Raw genomic sequence first — 17,122 nt, forward strand, 5'->3', positions numbered from 1 at the left:
GCCATGTCCCCATTCGCCAACGCCTCCATCCTCATCACGGGCGCCGCCTCCGGCATTGGCGCGGCGACGGCGAGCCTGCTGGCGCAGCGCGGCGCCAAGAAGCTCATTCTGGCGGACCGCGACGAAGACAGGCTCGCCGACTTCGCCTTCAGCCTCCCCTGCGAACGGGCCTTGCTCATCGGCGACGTGGCGGATGAAACGCTCTGGAGGGGCGCCGATCTCACCGGCGTCACCCACGCGCTCGTCAACGCCGGGGTCGCGGACGGCAAGCCGATCGGGGAAATGGAGTTCGCCGATTGGCGGCGGGTCATGTCGGTCAATCTCGACGGCGCCTTCTTGACCCTGCGGACGGCGATGCGGGCGATGAAGTCGAGTGGCGGAGCGATCGTCCTCACCGCCTCGGTCGCCGGCGTGAAGGCCGAACCCGGCATCGCTGCTTATGGCGCCTCCAAGGCCGCCGTGATCCAGCTCGCCCGCATTGCCGCAAAGGAAGGCGCGCCGGACGGCATCCGCGTCAACGCCATCGCACCCGGCGGCGTCGAGACTCCCATCTGGAGCAGCATGCCTTTCTTCGCCGACATGGTGATGGACATGGGCAGCGAAGCGGCCGCGTTCGAGGCAATGGGCAAGATCGCTACGCCGATGAGGCGCTATGCCAAACCCGAGGAGATCGCCGAGCAGATAGCGTTCCTCCTTTCCGACAAAGCCGCGTTCGTCACGGGCGCGTGCCTCGTCAGCGACGGCGGCTACTCGCTCTAACGGCCGCCCGATCGCGACTCGATCGCACTTTCCTGAACGAAACATCGGCTAACCGTTCGCCGGCAACGGCTTGGCGCAATCCAGGAACCGATTATCGTGAAGAGCGGTTGCCTGTCACGATAACTGATCCGAGAAGATATCTTATATGCTGATTGTCTGCTGACAATTGGTGCGCCTTGTTCAAGAAGCGCCATAAAATATAGTACGGCCTTTCTTGCGCTCATAAGTGCCAGTTCATTGCATCAATAATTGATTTGAGCAGGATTATTTCCTGCGTTGCATCGTTATTGCCTTCATCGGGTCAGAATGGAAGGGGCGAGGCGCTTTGCCTGTCGGCCCACATGGCTGGGAGAAGGACGAATGTGCTGGGTATGCGCGGCCGACAGGTCCGAAATCGCGAGAAACTATTGGGGGGCGCAGTTCGCCCCGGCTTCGATCCATTTTCAGACGGCGACGCTCGCGGAGGCGGCGGACGGCGTGCTGGAATTTACGCGCTGGGATGATGCCTATGCGCTGGCATCGACCGAGCTCGTCGGCAGCGACAAGCTTACTGATGCATTCCCCATCGATGGCGTTGGCGATCTCAAACCGATCATGACCAACGCGGGTCTTATCGTCACCGGGGACGACATTCCGGACGACACAACCTCCACCCACAGCATAGCCGTCGACGGCGGGTCCATCATTTCCACGATCAACATGATCGGCGATCAGGATTACTTCCAGGTCGAGCTCGTCGCCGGAACCTCCTACGAGATCGGGCAATATGCCAAATTGGCGGGGCCGAACGGCGTGCCCCTCGCCGACGCCTATATCGAACTCTATGACGCGTCCGGAAACCTGGTCGTGAACGCCGACGGCGGCGGGCCCAACACGCCGTCCGGACTCGACGCCCTGCTCGCCTTCACGCCGGAGGTCAGCGGCACTTATTATATCAACGCCCGCGCCTTCGATAACGCGCCCGAGAACGGCACCACCGGCGACTTCGTCGGCGATTACGAGCTGTTCGTGAAGACGTCCGAGGTCGGCGGCTATCAGCCTTATTACGACGTCGACAGCCCGCTCCACTCGATCGACTGGGGTAGCCAGGTCGACCGCACCTCGCGCAATCCCGACGGTGCGGAAGGGCCGCGCGTAACCGGCAATGCCTTTACCGGCGTCGGCACCAACCCGTTCGGGATCGAGGGCAAGAACGTCATCGCCGTCTATTACGCGAAGGCCGGCGACGTCTTCGTCAGCGAGGATCCGACCAACCCCGGCCTCACGGAGAATATTGTCGCCAAGGGCCTTCAGGCGTGGGAAAAGGAAGCGTTCGAGACGGCATTCGGCCTGTATGAGAACGTCGCGGACCTCGTCTTCGTCGAGGTCGACAACCGCGCCGAAGCCGACTTCAAGATCATAACCTATTTGGGCACGCCCGGCGCCGGCGCCTCCCTCCTGGGTCGCATGAGCCCGCCCAACGAGCAGAATGAAGGCCAGGCGGAATTCAACGCCGGTGACGTGCGCTGGACCGAGGAGGGCCTCCAGCCCGGCGGTTTCTATTTTCCCACGCTGCTGCATGAGTTCGGCCACGGCCTCGGCATGGCGCACCCGCACGACAATGGCGGCCGCTCCAGCATCATGCGCGGCGCTGGCGGCGGCACGGCGGGGATCGGCGGCGGCCTCGGCGACTTCAACCTCAGCCAGCAGGTCCACACCATCATGTCGTACAATGATGGCTGGACGACCTCGCCTTACGGCCAGCCGCGCTCGGGCGGCATCACCGGCACCGAGGTCGACCATTACGGCTGGGTCGCTTCGCTCAGCCCGCTCGACATCGCCGTGATCCAGGACAAGTACGGCGTCAACGAGGAATGGGCGACCGGCAACGACACCTACGTTTTGAAGGACGTCAACGCGCCGGGCACCTTCTATGAATCCATCTGGGACGCCGGCGGCACCGACACGATTTCCTATGGCGGCGTCCGCGACGCCAATATCGACCTTCGCGACGCCCCCCTCCAATATGAGGAAGGCGGCGGCGGCCGCGTCTCCTACGCCTATGGCATCCACGGCGGCTTCACCATCGCCAACGCCGTCACGATAGAGAATGCCGTCGGCGGCAGCGGCAACGACACGCTGACCGGCAACGAGGCCTCGAACGTCCTTTCCGGTGGAGTCGGCAACGACGGACTGGCGGGCGGCGCCGGCACCGATCGGCTGGTCGGCGGGGCGGGAACGGACAGCCTGACCGGCGGCGGCGGCAATGACGTCTTTGTGTTCGAGACGGCTGGCGACAGCGCCGTCGGCACGAGCCGCGACGTGATCGCCGATTTCGTCCAGGGCAGCGATCTCATCGACCTTACCCAGCTCGCCGCTTCCCGCTTCATCGGCAATTCGGCCTTCTCCGGAAGCGCGGGCGATGTGCGCTTCGCCGCTTTTGCCGGCTCGACGATTGTCGAATTGGATGCGGACGGCGACGGCGCCGCCGACCTTCAGGTCGAACTCGTCGGCGGACAGTTGTTGACACTCGACGACTTCGCCGGGCTTTCAGACCTGTCGGGGGCGAGCAACGGCGTCGACACGCTTACGGGTACGGCGGGCGCGGACGTGCTGAACGGTCTCGACGGCGACGACACCCTGAGCGGCGGCGGCGGCAATGATGTCCTCAACGGCGGCGGCGGCAACGACTCCCTGTCGGGCGGTGCGGGCAAGGACCGGTTCGTCTTCGAGGATGCCGGTACCGACACCATCGCCGACTATCAGCGGGGAGAGACGATCGACCTCACCGGCCTGGCCGGCGTCGACAGCTCGGACGTGACCGTCGGCAAAGGCCAGCTATTCGTGGAGATGGGCGCCGACGACCTCACGATCCAGGTCGAAGGCGCGGCGGTCCGCATGAACGACATCCTGTTCGCTCCCAGCGGCTCCGGTGCCGGGGCGATGCGGATGGAGCATTTCGAGCACGCCATCGTCTGACCTCGACGCGCCCGATCTATAGCCGGGCGCTATGGCAAGGGCGGCGTCAGTGCCGCATCCCGGAGGCCGCGCCAGACTCTCAAGGCCTGGACGGTCTCCAGCACGTCGTGGACGCGCAGTATCTGCACTCCCTGCCCCGCCCCCTTCATCGCCAGGGCCAGCGATCCGCCCAGCCTCTGATCGGCCGGCGCCTCCCCCGACAGCGCCCCGATGGTTCGCTTGCGGCTCGCGCCCAAAAGGATGGGGCAGCCGAGGCCATGGAGCAGGGCGAGGCCGTTCATCAGCTCCAGATTATGCTGCACGGTCTTGCCGAAACCGATGCCGGGGTCGACGATGGTCCGCGCCCGGTCGATCCCGGCCGCCACGGCCGCCGCGATCCTTTCCTCCAGCCAGTCATAGACGGAGAACAGCACCGGCTTCTCGTAATGCGGTGCCTGCTGCATCGTCTCGGGCGGTCCCTGATGGTGCATCAGCACGACAGGGCAGTGAGCCTTGGCCACCACCCCCGCGGCGCGCGTGTCGAAGGTCAGCGCGGAGACGTCGTTGACGAGGGCGGCGCCGGCGCCGAGCGCCGCCTCCATCACCGCCGCCTTGCGCGTATCGATCGAGACGGCGGCACCCGACGCGGCGAGCCGCTGGACCACCGGCAGCACGCGCGCGATCTCATCGCCTTCCCAGATCGGCTTCGCGCCCGGCTGCGTGGATTCTCCGCCGACGTCGATGATCGCCGCGCCGCCCGAGGTCATGGCGAAGCCGGCGTCCGCCGCGGCGACGGGATCGCCGTCGTGACGACCGCCGTCGGAGAAGCTGTCCGGCGTCGCATTGACGATGCCCATGACCCGGGGCTGGTCGAGCGGCACGATCCGTTCTCCGAGCGTGAGCGGTTGGCGCGCTGTGGTGAGGTTGATCCACGCCGAACGCGCGCCCTCCCCCAGCCGCTCAAGCGCGTCGCCCATCCTGTCCACCGGCACCAGCTCGGTCGAGACGCGGCGGTTTCCGTCCAGCCTGTCGATCTCGACCGCCGAGAACCAGCTCATCCCGCCGGCAAGCCGCGCGACCCGTCCGTCATAGCCGAAGGGCGCGTCGACGAACGCCGTCGGCCGAAGATAGGTGCGGATCATGCCAGTTCACTTTCGAAGATCACGACGAGCCCCGTCGTTTCGGAACCGGAGCAAGGCAGGACGGTTGTTCCTTCAAGCCGCCATTCGCGAGCGGCTGGGAGAGACGAGATGAGAATCGGCATCAGCCTCGGCGGCCTTATCCTCCTGATCATCATCCTGGTGCTGATCTTCTAGGACGTTCGCGCATCGGGACGAGGAACTTTCAGAGCTTCTCCCTTACTCCCTAGTCCAGTTCCGCGATATATTTCTGCCTGAGATCATCGAGGCAGACCAGATCATCCCCCTGCGTCACGTGCCAGAAGGTCCAGCCGTTGCAGCTGGGCGCGCCTTGGGCGGCAGCGCCGATCTGGTGGATAGAGCCCTGCTTGCCGTCGAACGCGACCGAGGCGTCGGCGCCGACTTTCGCCTGCCAACGGCGCTTGGAGTCGGTGAGGATCGCGCCCGGTTCGACCATGCCTGTTTCGACCAGCGCGCCGAAGGGGACGCGGGGTTGGTTCTTCTTCGACGCCATGGTCCGCATCGCACTTTCGTCAAGTTCTAACGTGGAGGCGATGCGCTCGCGGGCGACCTTCACATATTTCGCTTCACGCTCGATACCGATCCAGTGACGCCCCAGCCGGCGCGCGACGGCGCCGGTGGTGCCGGTACCGAAGAAAGGATCGAGGACGACGTCGCCCGGATTGGTGCAGGCGAGGAGAACGCGGTAGAGCAGGGACTCAGGCTTTTGGGTGGGGTGCGCCTTCACGCCATCTGTCTTCACCCGCTCCCCGCCCGAGCAGATCGGAAGCACCCAGTCGGAGCGCATCTGGAGGTCGTCGTTCAGCGCCTTCATGGTGCGATAGTTGAAAGTGTAGCGGCTGTCCTCGGCGCGGCTCGCCCAGATGAGCGTCTCGTGGGCGTTGGTGAAGCGGGTGCCGCGGAAGTTCGGCATAGGGTTCGATTTGCGCCAGACGATGTCGTTCAGGATCCAATAGCCCAAATCCTGAAGCGCCGCGCCGCAACGGAAGATGTTGTGGTAGCTGCCGATCACCCAGAGCGTACCGTCAGGCTTCAGGATGCGGCGCGCCTCCTTCAGCCAGGCGCGGGTGAAACTGTCGTAGCTGGCAAATGTATCGAACTTGTCCCAGTCGTCATCGACCGCATCGACGCGGCCGCCTTCAGGCCGGAACAGGTCGCCTCCCAATTGGAGATTGTAGGGCGGATCGGCAAAGATCATGTCCACGCAGGCGTCGGGCAGCGCGGCCATGGCGGCAACGCAATCCTGCTCGATGATCCTGTCGAGCGGGAGATCGGGCGCGGGCGCCGCCTTCGAGCGCCGCGCGCTCGTTCCCACTTTCTCCATTCTCATTCGGTTCCGCCCCCGGATATGTCGCAAAAGAGGGCCATGCTGAGTCAGCTGGACTCCCGGGTCAAGGAGAAGCGTTCAGAGACGATGTTAAGATTGGTTAAAATGTTGCGGGAACGAAAGGAGTCCCCGCTAGATATGGCGCCCCGAGCCGAAGCTCAGACTCAATATGAAGTGGTGTGGCCGGCAGGACTCACAAGATCAAGCATATGCTGCCGGACCGGCGCGAAGCTTCGGCGGTGGAGGGGCGTCACGCCGAGCCGGTCAAGCGCGGCGCGGTGAAAGGCGGTCGCGTAGCCCTTGTTCCGCTCCCAGCCATAGCCCGGATAGTCCTGCGCATGATCGGCCATAATTCGGTCGCGGGTCACCTTCGCCACGATCGACGCAGCAGCGATCGAGCGGCATTTGGCGTCGCCGGCCACGATCGCCCGGCTCGGCCTTTCCCAGCGCGGACAGGCATTGCCGTCGACCAGCACGATGGCCGGATCCATTCCCAGCGCCTCGACCGCGCGAGTCATGGCGAGCATCCGCGCCCAGTAGATGTTGAGGCGGTCGATCTCCTCGACCGAGGCGATGCCGACGCCGATTCGCGCAGTCTTGTACAGCCTCGCGCAGATCGCCTCGCGCACCGGCGCCGGCAGTGCCTTGGAATCGTCGATGCCGCGGGGAAAGCGCTTGCGGTCGAGAATCACCGCGGCGGCCACGACCGGTCCGGCGAGCGGCGCGCATCCGGCCTCATCGACCCCGGCCAGCGGTTCGGGAAACGCTTTCTCGATCTTGAAACAGGGCCGCGCCATGAAGCGCGAGGGTAAGCGCGCCCTTCCCGTCATTCCAGCGAAAGCTGAAATCCCAGCATATTTTTCCTGTGGATAAGCCGGAATCTCACTCCGGATCCTCCCACTGAAAATCCGTCACGAACTGCTGACCTAACGGGCCGGCCCCCTGTCCCAGGCCGGGCGCCTCGAGAATCGCGATGCGCACGAAACGGACGGCCTGCTCAAACGCCTTATCGATGGAGAGGCCCGCCCCCAGCCCACAGGCAAGCGCGCTCGCCAGAGTGCATCCCGTCCCATGCGTCTCGCTGGTGTCGAACCGCTTCCCCCGCAACTCGCGGGAGCGGCCGCCGGGAGACAGAAGGCGATCGACAATCTCCCAACCCTCGGCGTGGCCGCCCTTGGCGACCAAATGGCAACCGTGACGAAGAATTGCCGCCTCGCCGCCCAAGGTTTCGAGCTCCGGAAGGTTGGGTGTGACCACCGACGCCACGTGCATCAACCGCTCAAAGGCGCCGATTGTCGCCTCGTCGGCGAGGGTCGAGCCGCTCGTCGCGACCATCACCGGATCGAACACGATCGGGACGGAAAGGTGCTCCAGCCGATCCGCCACCCTGTGGGCCGTTTCGGCCGAGCCGATCATGCCGATCTTGACCGCGTCGACGCCGATGTCGCTGACGACGGCGTCCATCTGCGCCACCACCATGTCCGTCGGGACCAGCATGACCTCGTGCACCCCCAGCGTGTTCTGCGCCGTGATCGCGGTGATGGCGGTCATGGCGTGGCCGCCGAGCATCGTCACCGTCTTGATGTCGGCCTGGATGCCCGCGCCGCCGCCGGAATCGGAGCCGGCGATGATGAGGATGCGCGGTGATTTCATTGCATGCCTTATGCCGCCGCCTTCACAGCCTCGCAGATCTGGTCGACGACTTCGGCGACCAGTGCTTCGTCCTCGCCCTCGGCCATGACGCGGATGAGGGGTTCGGTGCCCGACTTGCGAATGACCAGGCGGCCAGTGCCGGAGAGGCGCGCCTCGGCATGGGCGATCGCCGCCTGTACCGGGCGCGCTTCGAGGGGCTGGGCGTCACCGTCGAATCGGACGTTCTTCAAGAGCTGGGGTAGCGGATCGAACAAGCGCAGCAGCTCGCTCGCGGGCTTTTCCGAGACGACCAGCTCCGCCAGGACCTGCAGCGAGGCGATGAGCCCATCCCCTGTCGTCGCATAGTCGGTCAGGATGATGTGACCGGACTGTTCGCCGCCGGCGTTGAAGCCCTTGGCGCGCATCGTTTCCAGCACGTAGCGGTCGCCGACCTTCGTGCGCTCGAGGTTCAGCCCCTCGCCCGCGAGGAACCGCTCCAGCCCAAGGTTCGACATGACCGTGGCGACGACGCCGCCTCCGCGCAGCGCCCCGCGCCGATGCCAGGAGGAAGCGATGAGAGCCATCAGCTGATCGCCATCGACGACGCAGCCTTTCTCGTCGACGACGATGAGCCGGTCGGCGTCTCCGTCGAGCGCGATGCCTATGTCGGCGTCCTTTTCCACCACCAGGTCGCTGAGTGCCTTTGTGTCGGTCGAACCGCAACCGGCGTTGATATTGAGGCCGTTCGGGCTGACTCCGATCGCCGTCACGTCGGCGCCCAATTCCCACAGCGCGGAGGGCGCGACTTCATAGGCGGCGCCGTTCGCGCAATCGACGACGACCTTCAGCCCATCGAGGCGGAGATGATCCGGGAAGGTCATCTTGGCGGCGTGGATATAGCGGCCGCGCGCGTCCTCGATCTTCTTGGCGCGGCCGATCTCGGCGGAGGGCACGAGCTTGGGAGGCGCGTCCAGGCGCCGCTCGATCGCGGCCTCCCCCTCGTCCGACAGCTTGTAGCCGTCGGGGCCGAACAGCTTGATGCCGTTATCCTCGAACGGATTGTGGCTGGCGGAGATCATGACGCCGAGGTCGGCGCGCATCGACCGGGTAAGCATCGCCACGGCCGGCGTCGGCACCGGGCCCACCATCACCACGTCCATGCCGACGCTGGTGAAGCCGGAAATCAGTGCCGTTTCCATCATGTAGCCCGAGAGACGCGTGTCCTTGCCGATGACCACGCGGTGGCGATGATTGCCGCGCAGGAAATGGGCGCCGGCGGCCTGGCCGACGCGCTGCGCCATTTCGGCGGTCATGGGCATCTGGTTGGTCCGGCCCCTTATACCGTCGGTGCCGAAGAATTTCCGTGTCATGTAAGGCTGGTCCCTTATTCGCTTGCCCGCTACCAGAACGGCATGTGGCACGATGATAGCGCCATGCAAGCCGGAGGGCGACGAATTTGAGACTGTCTCAGCCTACCCGTATCCTGCTGGCGCTTGTCGCCGGCCTGCTTCTGGGGCTCGCCAGCGCCGCGAGCGGAGGCGCGTGGGTCGAACGCGCCATCTCGATCGCCCAGCCGATTGGTGGATTGTGGCTCAACGCGCTGCAGATGACGATCGTGCCACTGGTGGTCTCGCTGCTGGTCACGGGCATTGCGGCGAGCGCCGAGGCCGCGCGGGCGAGCCGGCTGGCGGGGCGTGCGCTCATCCTGTTCATCGTCCTCCTCTGGATTTCATCGGCGCTGGCGATGGTGCTGACCCCGTTGTTCCTCGATATCTGGCCGCTGCCCGTCGAATCCGCGCAGGCGCTGCGCTCCGCGCTCGCGGGGACCGAAGCGGTGGGACAGGTGCCGAGCTTCGCCGACTTCCTGCTTTCGGTCGTGCCGACCAACCCGGTGACGGCGGCGGCCGAGGACGCCATTCTGCCGCTCATCCTGTTCACCGTCGTGTTCGCCTTCGCCATGACCCGCCTTCCCGCTGAACCGCGCGAGACGCTGACCGGCTTCTTCCGCGCGGTGTCGGACGTGATGCTGGTGATGATCGGCTGGATATTATGGCTGGGCCCTATCGGCGTCATCGCGCTCGCCTATGTGGTGGGGGCCAAGGCCGGTGGTTCGGCGTTCGGGGCGTTGCTCCATTATGTCCTCATCATCTCGGCGGTTGGCGTCGTCATCTGGCTGCTCTCCTTTCCGATGGGCGCGATCGGGGGCCGGGTGGGCTTTGGCCGCTTTGTCCGGGCCGTCTCGTCCAGCCAGGCCGTGGCGCTCAGCACCCAGTCCTCGCTCGCCTCATTGCCGGCGATGCTGAGGGGGGCCGAGAAGCTGGACATTCCCGTCAAGGCATCGGGCATCGTTCTTCCACTCGCCGTCGCCATCTTCCGCTTCACCGGCCCGGCGATGAACCTCGCCGTCGTCATCTACATCGCCCACTGGTTCGGCATGACGCTGGGGCCCGGTCAGATCGCGGCGGGAGTCGCGGCGGCGGCGATCACCACCATGGGCGCGGCTGGTGTGCCGGGCCAGGCGAGCTTCATCACGTCGATCGCACCGATCTGCCTAGCGATGGGGGTCCCGATCGCGCCGCTCGCTTTGCTGATCGCTGTCGAGACGATTCCAGATATCTTCCGCACGCTCGGCAATGTCGCGATGGACGTCGCCGCGACCGCCACGGTCGCCCGTCGAAGCGGCTTCGACGAAGACGAGCCGCTCGCCGAGGAGGATCGCCTGCTGCGGGCGGGGTCGGACGCGTCGGCCTAGCCCATCCGTTTTACCTCACTAATACACCGGTTCGGCGCGGAAACAGACGACGCGTCGGGCGAAAAGGGAGACGATCCGCAAAGGCTTTGATATTGAAGACGCAGGGGCAGAGGAAAGGCGATGGAAACCGACCTTGAGCGTTACGCTTGGCTGGTGGCCTACGAACTGAGGGAGGCGCGATCGTCCGCGACCCCGAAGGAGCGTCGCGAGCATGAGGGGCTCGCCCGAGCCTATATGCTGAAGATGCACGCCCTCGAAAACGACCCGCAAGTCTTTCTGCTGGGTGATAACGAAGACCAACGGGCGCTGAAGCCGTTGCCCGAACCCCGGGACGACGAATCGAGCAACGTGGTCGACCTGAAGCCAGGCGGCGACCGGCACACTTAGCTCTGGAAATCCCGGCGAGCCGGCCGTGGCGACATCGGCGGGCCCCTGCCGGCTGTCAGGGAACTGACGGGATCGTCGTCGAGAACGAAGAAGACCAGCATCGCCAGCACAACGACACTGATGATGATCCAGTGCGCCCCAAAACCGTCCAGGAACTGACTTGCCCGTCCACTTCTTTGGTGGCGGGCGGTGGTTGCGCATGAGCCGGACTGCCGACGGCCGGAGCCCCAAGCGGCGTCACGGCGAGGCCCAGAGCGGTGGTTGCAGCCAGAATTTTCTTCCCGAAGTTGTCGCGCTCCCGGAAGGCGGCAACGAAGCGGATCGTGATCGGATGATCTGACTCTGACGAACGGGCAGGGTGGTCAGGACAGAAGAGGGGCGGCATGCCCGCCCGTTAAGTTTCCCGTGGCGGAGAGGGGGGTGGAGAACTCCGCCACGGGAAGGGAGAGAATAACCGATAAGTAAGCCTATCACGCCGCGCGTTCCGTGTTGAATTGATAGATAGTTACCTTCATGTTTCCGTCATTAGAGATAATATACATGGCAACGCAACCAAAGCTAGTTTCAAGATTATTATATTTTTAGAAGCTAAACTAGTATTGAATATTACCTATGACGATATATGTATCGATCTAAGTTAGCTAGACATGCTCGGCCTACATCTTTCATATATAGAATGCATTAGGATGTTTTCACATCCTTAATTTATTTGCTTCGGGTTTAAGGCAACGACGGCGCTTACCCGATTGTGGACCCCGAGCGCCCGGAAGGCGGCGTTCACATGTACCTTCACCGTCCCTTCGGTGATCTGCAGGATGGATGCGATTTCCTTGTTTGACTTTCCTTCGGCGAGGAGCTGGATCACGTCCCGCTGCCGCCGCGTGAGCGCAGATCCTGCGCTGCTCAAGAAAGGGGCCTCGTCCTGCTCCGACTCGCACCCCTCCGGAATGTCCGGGAGGTCGGGCGGCACGAACACCTGCCCCTGTTGGATCAGCTTCATCGCCGCCAGGATTTCCGATCCCTGAAATCGCTTGGGGATAAAGCCATGCGTGCCCGCCGCCAGGCTCTGGAGAATGGTTTCCCTGTCGGCCGTCGCCGATATGACGATCAGGCGCACCGAGGGGAATTGCCCCCTCAGCTGGCGAACGCCGACATAGCTTTGCATACCCGGCAGGCTCAGCTCGACAGTCGCCAATGAGGGGGGCGGATCGGATTGGAGGGCGTCGATCAGCTGATCGAAGCTGACGGCATGAACGACTTTGGAAAAGTGGAGCTGGCGTTTGAGCATGGAGGCGATGCCGGTCCTCCAGAACTCCTGGTCGTCCGCCACGACCGCCACCGAACCCAAGGATGCCATAGCCGCTCCATCGAGGTCGTCCACCTGGTCCACACCCCAGAGAAGCTACCGCATGGTCACACATCCCGCCGCCGCCATGCCTCGCCGCATTTTCGCGTCAGCTATCGCAAAGATCGGAGCGATTTCGGCCCGCCGCGGCGAACATGAGGACGGTCGCGCAGAAGCCGCACTCGGCCGACATCCGGCCGACGTACCATTGGGCCCCGCCGCAACCGGGGCAGCGGTTGATCTCCCACGGATCGTAAGTCATGCAATAGCCTCGGTCCTTTATATGATCGCTCACCATGTCCGGATGCAGCATCGCCCAACTCCGTCCGACAATTAAGGGCTGCAAGTAAGCAATCGTTTGCAATGATCATCAACCCGCCTGTTCAGGATATACATTAGTGTATATACCGCGTCTTCAGCTGTCTGACCGAACCACGATCAAGCATGATGTCGATCCATTTAATGGATAGAGTAATCAATCCAAGCGGATATGTCTCAGTCTCGGGCACAGGTTAAACGTTCAAGTGTCTGCCGTTTTATCGATGCTTCGGTCCTACCTGATGTATAAGGATAATGTTATACTCACTGTCCGACTCGCAGATGGAGGAGGGTAGTAAAGGCGTTCCAAGTGAGGGGTGATCGCTTGTGAAAGGGCGGCTTAAGCCGATACGCCGATGCAACAGAAGAGCACGATAGCAGTCGTAGCCGAGGACCAGGAGTTTTGCCGGGCGGGACTTTCATCGCTTCTGAAGCGAAAGCTCGGCTTTAGATCGGTCCTGGAGGTTCGATCCAAGAAGCATCTTGATGAGGTGCTGCGATCCAATTTTCTGATTTCGCTCGTGACCGTCGATCTCGATCTACCCGGCCTGGACGGCCCGAACAGCCTGCGCCAGATGAGAAGTGAGCATCCTTCGGTGCGGGTGGCGGTCGTCACTTCTTCGGCGACGCGCGAGATCATTCTCGCCTGCCTGGCGGCCGGGATACATGGCTTCATTCCCAAGGCATTCCAGACGGCCGAGATCTGCAGCGCCCTCAGCTTTATTGTGAAGGGCCATGTGTTCGTACCCTCGGTGCTAAGCGCCGTTGAGCAGATGCGTGAGATCAGGAATGCGGTCGATCAGCCCCTACAGACCGACATCCGGCTCGGATTGACGCAGCGCCAGCAGGAAGTGCTGCACCTCATGTCCAAGGGACGTTCGAACAAGGAGATAGCGCGCGCGCTCGACATCGCGCCGGGGACGGTCAAGGTGCACATCAATGCAGCCTTCCGGACGCTTGGCGTCCATAACCGCGTGAGCGCAGCGGCCGCGTTAATGGCCCCCGCCCCGGCCGATCATCGCCTCGCTTCCCTATCCGCCTGAAAATGGCGTTCGACAGCGATCGTCCTGACTGAATCCTCGACGGCGCTCGCCATTCGGGCAGTGCTTGGATTCGTTAGGAGGGGGAGGGCTGAACGTAAAGCTTGCTCCCTCACTCTCTAAATCTCCCACTCATCTCCGCCCTGCCCTTCTCGGCTTCCTCACCTCCAAGGAACGTGTCCGCGCTCACATTCTGCTTCGCCGCGAAGTCTTTGACTTCCTGGGGTGATCTTGATCGAGCAGAACTTAGGCCCGCACCTCGAGCAGAAGTGGGCCGTCTTGGCGCCCTTCGCCGGCAAAGCCTGGTTGTGATATTGCTCGGCGGTATCGGGGTCGAGGCTGAGATTGAACTGGTCGCGCCAGCGGAATTCGAAGCGGCGGCGGCTATTCTCGGTCCGGTCGTTCACGCTTCAACCAATAATCCTTGTCCCCGAGCACGCGATCCAGAAGTGCCGGATCGCTGAGCGCCTCGGCATGCGGGAGCCGCTTCAGCGAAAGGGTGACATAATAGCCTCCGAACACGATGTTGACCGCGTCTCGCTTCCAATAATGACCATCGAGGTACACGACGACGTCCCCCACCTCGAACTCGTCGAGCGCCTCGGCCATACCCTCGGCCCATTCGGCAATCTCTTCCTCGGAGACGTTGGTGAGGCCGCGCGCGACGACTTCGCGACGGCCGACCTCAATCAATGGGATATCCGTCTCGCGCACCTCGGCGAAGGTGAAGGACTTGCGGCAGGTTAGGCACGGGATGAGCCAGCCGCATCCGCACCACGGGCAATCGAGCTGCCCGCTCGACATGGCGGGCGCATCCGTGCAGGTGCAGTGAGAAGCACCGCATCATTGGCTTTGAAGAAAAACTTGTGTCGATCGTTCCGAACCGGGGCTCCGCTCATTCCGCTGCAGGCAGATAGATTTCTCCGCCCTTCTCGCGAAATTTCTCGCTCATCTCGGCCATGCCGCGTTCCGCTTCGGCTTCCTCAGAGGTGACAGGCCCTCCCCCGGCCCCTCCCGTATGCGGGAGGGGGGTGGCTGCGAGGAAACTGTCTGCCGATTGATTCTGCTTGGCCGCGAAGTCTCGCACTTCCTGGGTGATCTTCATCGAGCAGAATTTCGGGCCGCACATCGAGCAGAAGTGGGCGGTCTTGGCGCCTTCCGCCGGGAGGGTCTGGTCGTGATATTGCTCGGCTGTGTCGGGGTCCAAGGACAGGTTGAACTGGTCGCGCCAGCGGAATTCGAAGCGGGCGCGGCTGAGGGCGTCGTCGCGCATTTTCGCCGCCGGGTGGCCCTTGGCGAGGTCGGCGGCGTGGGCGGCTAGTTTGTAGGTTACTACGCCAACTTTCACGTCGTCGCGGTCGGGGAGGCCTAGATGCTCTTTGGGGGTGACGTAGCAGAGCATCGCGGTGCCGAACCAGCCGATCATCGCGGCGCCGATGGCGCTGGTGATGTGGTCGTAGCCGGGGGCGATGTCGGTGGTGAGCGGCCCCAAGGTGTAGAAGGGCGCCTCACCGCAGGCTTCGAGCTGCTTGTCCATGTTCGCCTTGATCTTGTGCATCGGGACGTGGCCGGGGCCCTCGATCATCACCTGGACGTCGTGCTTCCAGGCGATCCGGGTCAGTTCGCCCAAGGTCGCTAGCTCGGCGAACTGGGCTTCGTCATTGGCGTCGGCGATGCTGCCGGGGCGGAGGCCATCGCCGAGGCTGAAGGCGATGTCATACGCCTTCATGATCTCGCAGATTTCCTCGAAGCGCGTGTAGAGGAAGCTCTCCTTGTGGTGTGAGAGGCACCATTTCGCCATGATCGAGCCGCCGCGGCTGACGATGCCGGTGACGCGGTTGGCGGTCATCGGCACATAGGGCAGGCGGACGCCGGCGTGAATGGTGAAATAGTCGACGCCCTGCTCGGCCTGCTCGATCAATGTGTCGCGGTAGATTTCCCAGGCGAGGTCCTCGGCGACGCCGCCGACCTTTTCCAGCGCCTGGTAGATGGGGACGGTGCCGATCGGGACGGGCGAGTTGCGGACGATCCATTCGCGGGTGTCGTGGATGTTGCGGCCGGTGGAGAGGTCCATGACGGTGTCGGCGCCCCAGCGGATCGACCAGACCATCTTGTCGACCTCGGCCGCGACGTTGGAGGCTACGGCGGAATTGCCGATGTTGGCGTTGATCTTGACGAGGAAGTTGCGGCCGATCGCCATCGGCTCGGATTCCGGGTGGTTGATGTTGCTGGGGATGATGGCGCGGCCGCGGGCGACTTCGTCGCGCACGAATTCGGGGGTGACGTAATCGGGGATTTCGGCGCCGAAGTCCTGGCCGTCACGGATGTGCTCGCGGAACTGTTCGCGGCCGAGATTCTCGCGGATGGCGACATATTCCATCTCGGGGGTGATGATGCCTTTGCGGGCGTAGTGCATCTGGGTGACGTTGGCGCCGGCACGCGCGCGAAGGACCGTGCGACGGACGTTGGGGAAGGCTTGCACGCCGCCGGAACGGTCGGGGCCGAGTTGGCCGTTATCCTCGGGGCGGACCTCGCGCTGGGCGACGTCCTCCACGTCTCCCCTGCCTCTGATCCAGTCGCGGCGGAGCTCGGGGAGGCCGGCCATGATGTCGATGCGGGCTTCGGGATCGGTGTAGGGGCCGGAGCAGTCGTAGACGCGGAGCGGCGGTTCGCCGGAGGAGGGTTCGAGGTCGATCTCGCGCATGGCGACGCGGTGCTCGCCGACGTGGATCTTCCGCGAGCCGCGGATGGGGCCGGTGGTGACCTTGAGCTCGGTGCGCGCAGGGATATCGGCCATTTGTCGTTCTCCAATATTCAAATGTGGATGATCGCGACAGCGATCAGGGTCACGCCCAGGAGCGCGGAAAAGGCGGCCCAGGCGCGGCTCGCGCGCCCGATCAGCCAGCGGGCGAAGCGGAGGAATCGGTCACCCATGGCGAGGATCAGCGCGCCCTCGAGCGCCATGATTCCGCCGAGCACCGTGACCAGCACCGCCAGCCAGTCGTCCGGCCGCCACGGGTTGACCGTGTAGACCGCCGCGCCCAGCGACAGCACGAAAAAGCCCGTGACGAAGCGCAGCCCGGGCAGCCGCTCGAAATCGCCGAGCATCGCCGCCCAGAAGCCGGGTGTGCGCCATTCGCCGATCGAGGCGGCCAGCGAATAGAGCCCGATGAACAGGACGATCCAGGCGGGGATGTCGGTGGTTTCGGCCATGCATCTCTCCTTTCGCGCGGCAGAGGAGGCACGGCATCGGGTGTGAGACCGTCCCTCCCTACGCCGGTGTCAACCGGATCAGGTTCTGCGGGTCGCGGACCGGTCAGTCCGCCTCTCAACCGCGTCGTCGCGGTCCCCCGGGGATGACTCGCCCATAGGCCAAAGCGGCCGGGCAAGGAAGGGCTAGCAGGCGAGCGGCTGGGCCGGGACGCCCTCGGCGGGCGCCTTCTTGACGCCGGAGAGGCAGACGGG

General features: G+C 64.0%; 16 protein-coding genes, 1 pseudogene and 1 riboswitch. Of the genes and pseudogenes, 6 read left to right on the forward strand and 11 right to left on the reverse strand.

What is annotated here, in order from left to right; genetic code table 11:
* Positions 1-3: 3 nt before the first annotated feature.
* Positions 4-759 carry an SDR family NAD(P)-dependent oxidoreductase gene (locus VIR62_RS07165; RefSeq protein ID WP_431869935.1) on the forward strand — a complete coding sequence of 252 codons (756 nt, stop codon included), beginning with the start codon at positions 4-6 and terminating at the stop codon, positions 757-759.
* Positions 760-1,119: 360 nt separating this feature from the next.
* The gene (locus VIR62_RS07170) at positions 1,120-3,717 is read left to right on the forward strand and encodes a M10 family metallopeptidase C-terminal domain-containing protein (protein WP_431869937.1); all 2,598 of its coding nucleotides are present in this window, start codon (positions 1,120-1,122) and stop codon (positions 3,715-3,717) included.
* 29 nt (positions 3,718-3,746) lie between these two features.
* Here the strand turns inward: VIR62_RS07170 and folP are convergent, their stop codons facing one another.
* From folP to glmM, 5 genes are all read right to left on the reverse strand, one after another.
* Entirely contained in the window at positions 3,747-4,838 is a 1,092-nt protein-coding gene (folP, locus tag VIR62_RS07175) for a dihydropteroate synthase (protein ID WP_431869939.1), read from the reverse strand.
* Between the two features lie 223 nt (positions 4,839-5,061).
* Positions 5,062-6,186, reverse strand: a complete 1,125-nt coding sequence (locus VIR62_RS07180) for a site-specific DNA-methyltransferase (protein ID WP_431869940.1) — start codon at positions 6,184-6,186, stop codon at positions 5,062-5,064.
* Positions 6,187-6,347: 161 nt separating this feature from the next.
* Complete coding sequence (locus VIR62_RS07185; RefSeq protein ID WP_431869942.1) at positions 6,348-6,980, reverse strand: ribonuclease HII; 633 nt, start codon at positions 6,978-6,980, stop codon at positions 6,348-6,350.
* 85 nt (positions 6,981-7,065) lie between these two features.
* The gene (thiD, locus tag VIR62_RS07190; protein WP_431869944.1) at positions 7,066-7,836 is read right to left on the reverse strand and encodes a bifunctional hydroxymethylpyrimidine kinase/phosphomethylpyrimidine kinase; all 771 of its coding nucleotides are present in this window, start codon (positions 7,834-7,836) and stop codon (positions 7,066-7,068) included.
* An 8-nt stretch (positions 7,837-7,844) separates the two neighbouring features.
* A complete protein-coding gene (gene glmM, locus VIR62_RS07195) occupies positions 7,845-9,185 on the reverse strand; it encodes a phosphoglucosamine mutase (RefSeq protein ID WP_431869945.1) in 1,341 nt (446 codons plus the stop codon).
* A gap of 86 nt (positions 9,186-9,271) precedes the next feature.
* Here glmM and VIR62_RS07200 point away from each other — a divergent pair, with 86 nt between their 5' ends.
* The 3 genes from VIR62_RS07200 (at position 9,272) to VIR62_RS07210 (ending at position 11,294) form a co-directional block, all read left to right on the forward strand.
* Positions 9,272-10,567: a dicarboxylate/amino acid:cation symporter gene (locus VIR62_RS07200; protein ID WP_431869947.1), complete on the forward strand. Its 1,296-nt coding sequence runs from the start codon at positions 9,272-9,274 to the stop codon at positions 10,565-10,567.
* A gap of 120 nt (positions 10,568-10,687) precedes the next feature.
* Positions 10,688-10,954, forward strand: coding sequence for a hypothetical protein (locus VIR62_RS07205; RefSeq protein ID WP_431869949.1), 267 nt, complete (start codon positions 10,688-10,690; stop codon positions 10,952-10,954).
* Between the two features lie 199 nt (positions 10,955-11,153).
* On the forward strand, positions 11,154-11,294 hold the full coding sequence (locus tag VIR62_RS07210; protein ID WP_431869951.1) for a hypothetical protein: 141 nt from the start codon (positions 11,154-11,156) through the stop codon (positions 11,292-11,294).
* A gap of 360 nt (positions 11,295-11,654) precedes the next feature.
* Here the strand turns inward: VIR62_RS07210 and VIR62_RS07215 are convergent, their stop codons facing one another.
* Positions 11,655-12,335, reverse strand: a complete 681-nt coding sequence (locus tag VIR62_RS07215; RefSeq protein ID WP_431869952.1) for a LuxR C-terminal-related transcriptional regulator — start codon at positions 12,333-12,335, stop codon at positions 11,655-11,657.
* 73 nt (positions 12,336-12,408) lie between these two features.
* The gene (locus VIR62_RS07220; RefSeq protein ID WP_431869954.1) at positions 12,409-12,612 is read right to left on the reverse strand and encodes a hypothetical protein; all 204 of its coding nucleotides are present in this window, start codon (positions 12,610-12,612) and stop codon (positions 12,409-12,411) included.
* A gap of 361 nt (positions 12,613-12,973) precedes the next feature.
* Between VIR62_RS07220 and VIR62_RS07225 the strand changes: the two genes are divergently transcribed.
* Positions 12,974-13,660 (forward strand): response regulator, encoded by a 687-nt coding sequence (locus tag VIR62_RS07225; protein ID WP_431869955.1) that lies wholly within the window; start codon positions 12,974-12,976, stop codon positions 13,658-13,660.
* Positions 13,661-13,769: 109 nt separating this feature from the next.
* Here the strand turns inward: VIR62_RS07225 and VIR62_RS07230 are convergent.
* The 4 genes and pseudogenes from VIR62_RS07230 to VIR62_RS07245 all read right to left on the reverse strand — a co-directional run.
* Positions 13,770-14,043: pseudogene (locus VIR62_RS07230) on the reverse strand (phosphomethylpyrimidine synthase ThiC); the annotation flags it as partial.
* Positions 14,042-14,461: a hypothetical protein gene (locus VIR62_RS07235; RefSeq protein WP_431869957.1), complete on the reverse strand. Its 420-nt coding sequence runs from the start codon at positions 14,459-14,461 to the stop codon at positions 14,042-14,044. The pseudogene VIR62_RS07230 and the gene VIR62_RS07235, both read right to left, overlap by 2 nt.
* A 91-nt stretch (positions 14,462-14,552) precedes the next feature.
* Positions 14,553-16,454: a phosphomethylpyrimidine synthase ThiC gene (gene thiC / locus VIR62_RS07240; protein WP_431869959.1), complete on the reverse strand. Its 1,902-nt coding sequence runs from the start codon at positions 16,452-16,454 to the stop codon at positions 14,553-14,555.
* 17 nt (positions 16,455-16,471) lie between these two features.
* The gene (locus tag VIR62_RS07245) at positions 16,472-16,870 is read right to left on the reverse strand and encodes a hypothetical protein (RefSeq protein ID WP_431869961.1); all 399 of its coding nucleotides are present in this window, start codon (positions 16,868-16,870) and stop codon (positions 16,472-16,474) included.
* Positions 16,871-16,908: 38 nt separating this feature from the next.
* Positions 16,909-17,020: riboswitch (TPP riboswitch) on the reverse strand.
* Positions 17,021-17,122 lie beyond the last annotated feature (102 nt).

Source organism: Allosphingosinicella sp. (genome assembly GCF_036570505.1).
Taxonomy (GTDB): Bacteria; Pseudomonadota; Alphaproteobacteria; order Sphingomonadales; family Sphingomonadaceae; genus Allosphingosinicella.

Bases quoted from the DNA above. Each gene is read 5' to 3' on its own strand.
- VIR62_RS07180 (WP_431869940.1), bottom strand. From the start codon at position 6,186: ATGAGAATGGAGAAAGTGGGAACGAGCGCGCGGCGCTCGAAGGCGGCG.
- glmM (WP_431869945.1), bottom strand. From the start codon at position 9,185: ATGACACGGAAATTCTTCGGCACCGACGGTATAAGGGGCCGGACCAAC.
- VIR62_RS07210 (WP_431869951.1), top strand. From the start codon at position 11,154: ATGAGCCGGACTGCCGACGGCCGGAGCCCCAAGCGGCGTCACGGCGAG.
- VIR62_RS07225 (WP_431869955.1), top strand. From the start codon at position 12,974: ATGCAACAGAAGAGCACGATAGCAGTCGTAGCCGAGGACCAGGAGTTT.
- thiD (WP_431869944.1), bottom strand. From the start codon at position 7,836: ATGAAATCACCGCGCATCCTCATCATCGCCGGCTCCGATTCCGGCGGC.
- VIR62_RS07170 (WP_431869937.1), top strand. From the start codon at position 1,120: ATGTGCTGGGTATGCGCGGCCGACAGGTCCGAAATCGCGAGAAACTAT.
- VIR62_RS07165 (WP_431869935.1), top strand. From the start codon at position 4: ATGTCCCCATTCGCCAACGCCTCCATCCTCATCACGGGCGCCGCCTCC.
- VIR62_RS07205 (WP_431869949.1), top strand. From the start codon at position 10,688: ATGGAAACCGACCTTGAGCGTTACGCTTGGCTGGTGGCCTACGAACTG.
- VIR62_RS07220 (WP_431869954.1), bottom strand. From the start codon at position 12,612: ATGCTGCATCCGGACATGGTGAGCGATCATATAAAGGACCGAGGCTAT.
- VIR62_RS07235 (WP_431869957.1), bottom strand. From the start codon at position 14,461: ATGTCGAGCGGGCAGCTCGATTGCCCGTGGTGCGGATGCGGCTGGCTC.
- VIR62_RS07245 (WP_431869961.1), bottom strand. From the start codon at position 16,870: ATGGCCGAAACCACCGACATCCCCGCCTGGATCGTCCTGTTCATCGGG.
- thiC (WP_431869959.1), bottom strand. From the start codon at position 16,454: ATGGCCGATATCCCTGCGCGCACCGAGCTCAAGGTCACCACCGGCCCC.
- VIR62_RS07185 (WP_431869942.1), bottom strand. From the start codon at position 6,980: ATGGCGCGGCCCTGTTTCAAGATCGAGAAAGCGTTTCCCGAACCGCTG.
- folP (WP_431869939.1), bottom strand. From the start codon at position 4,838: ATGATCCGCACCTATCTTCGGCCGACGGCGTTCGTCGACGCGCCCTTC.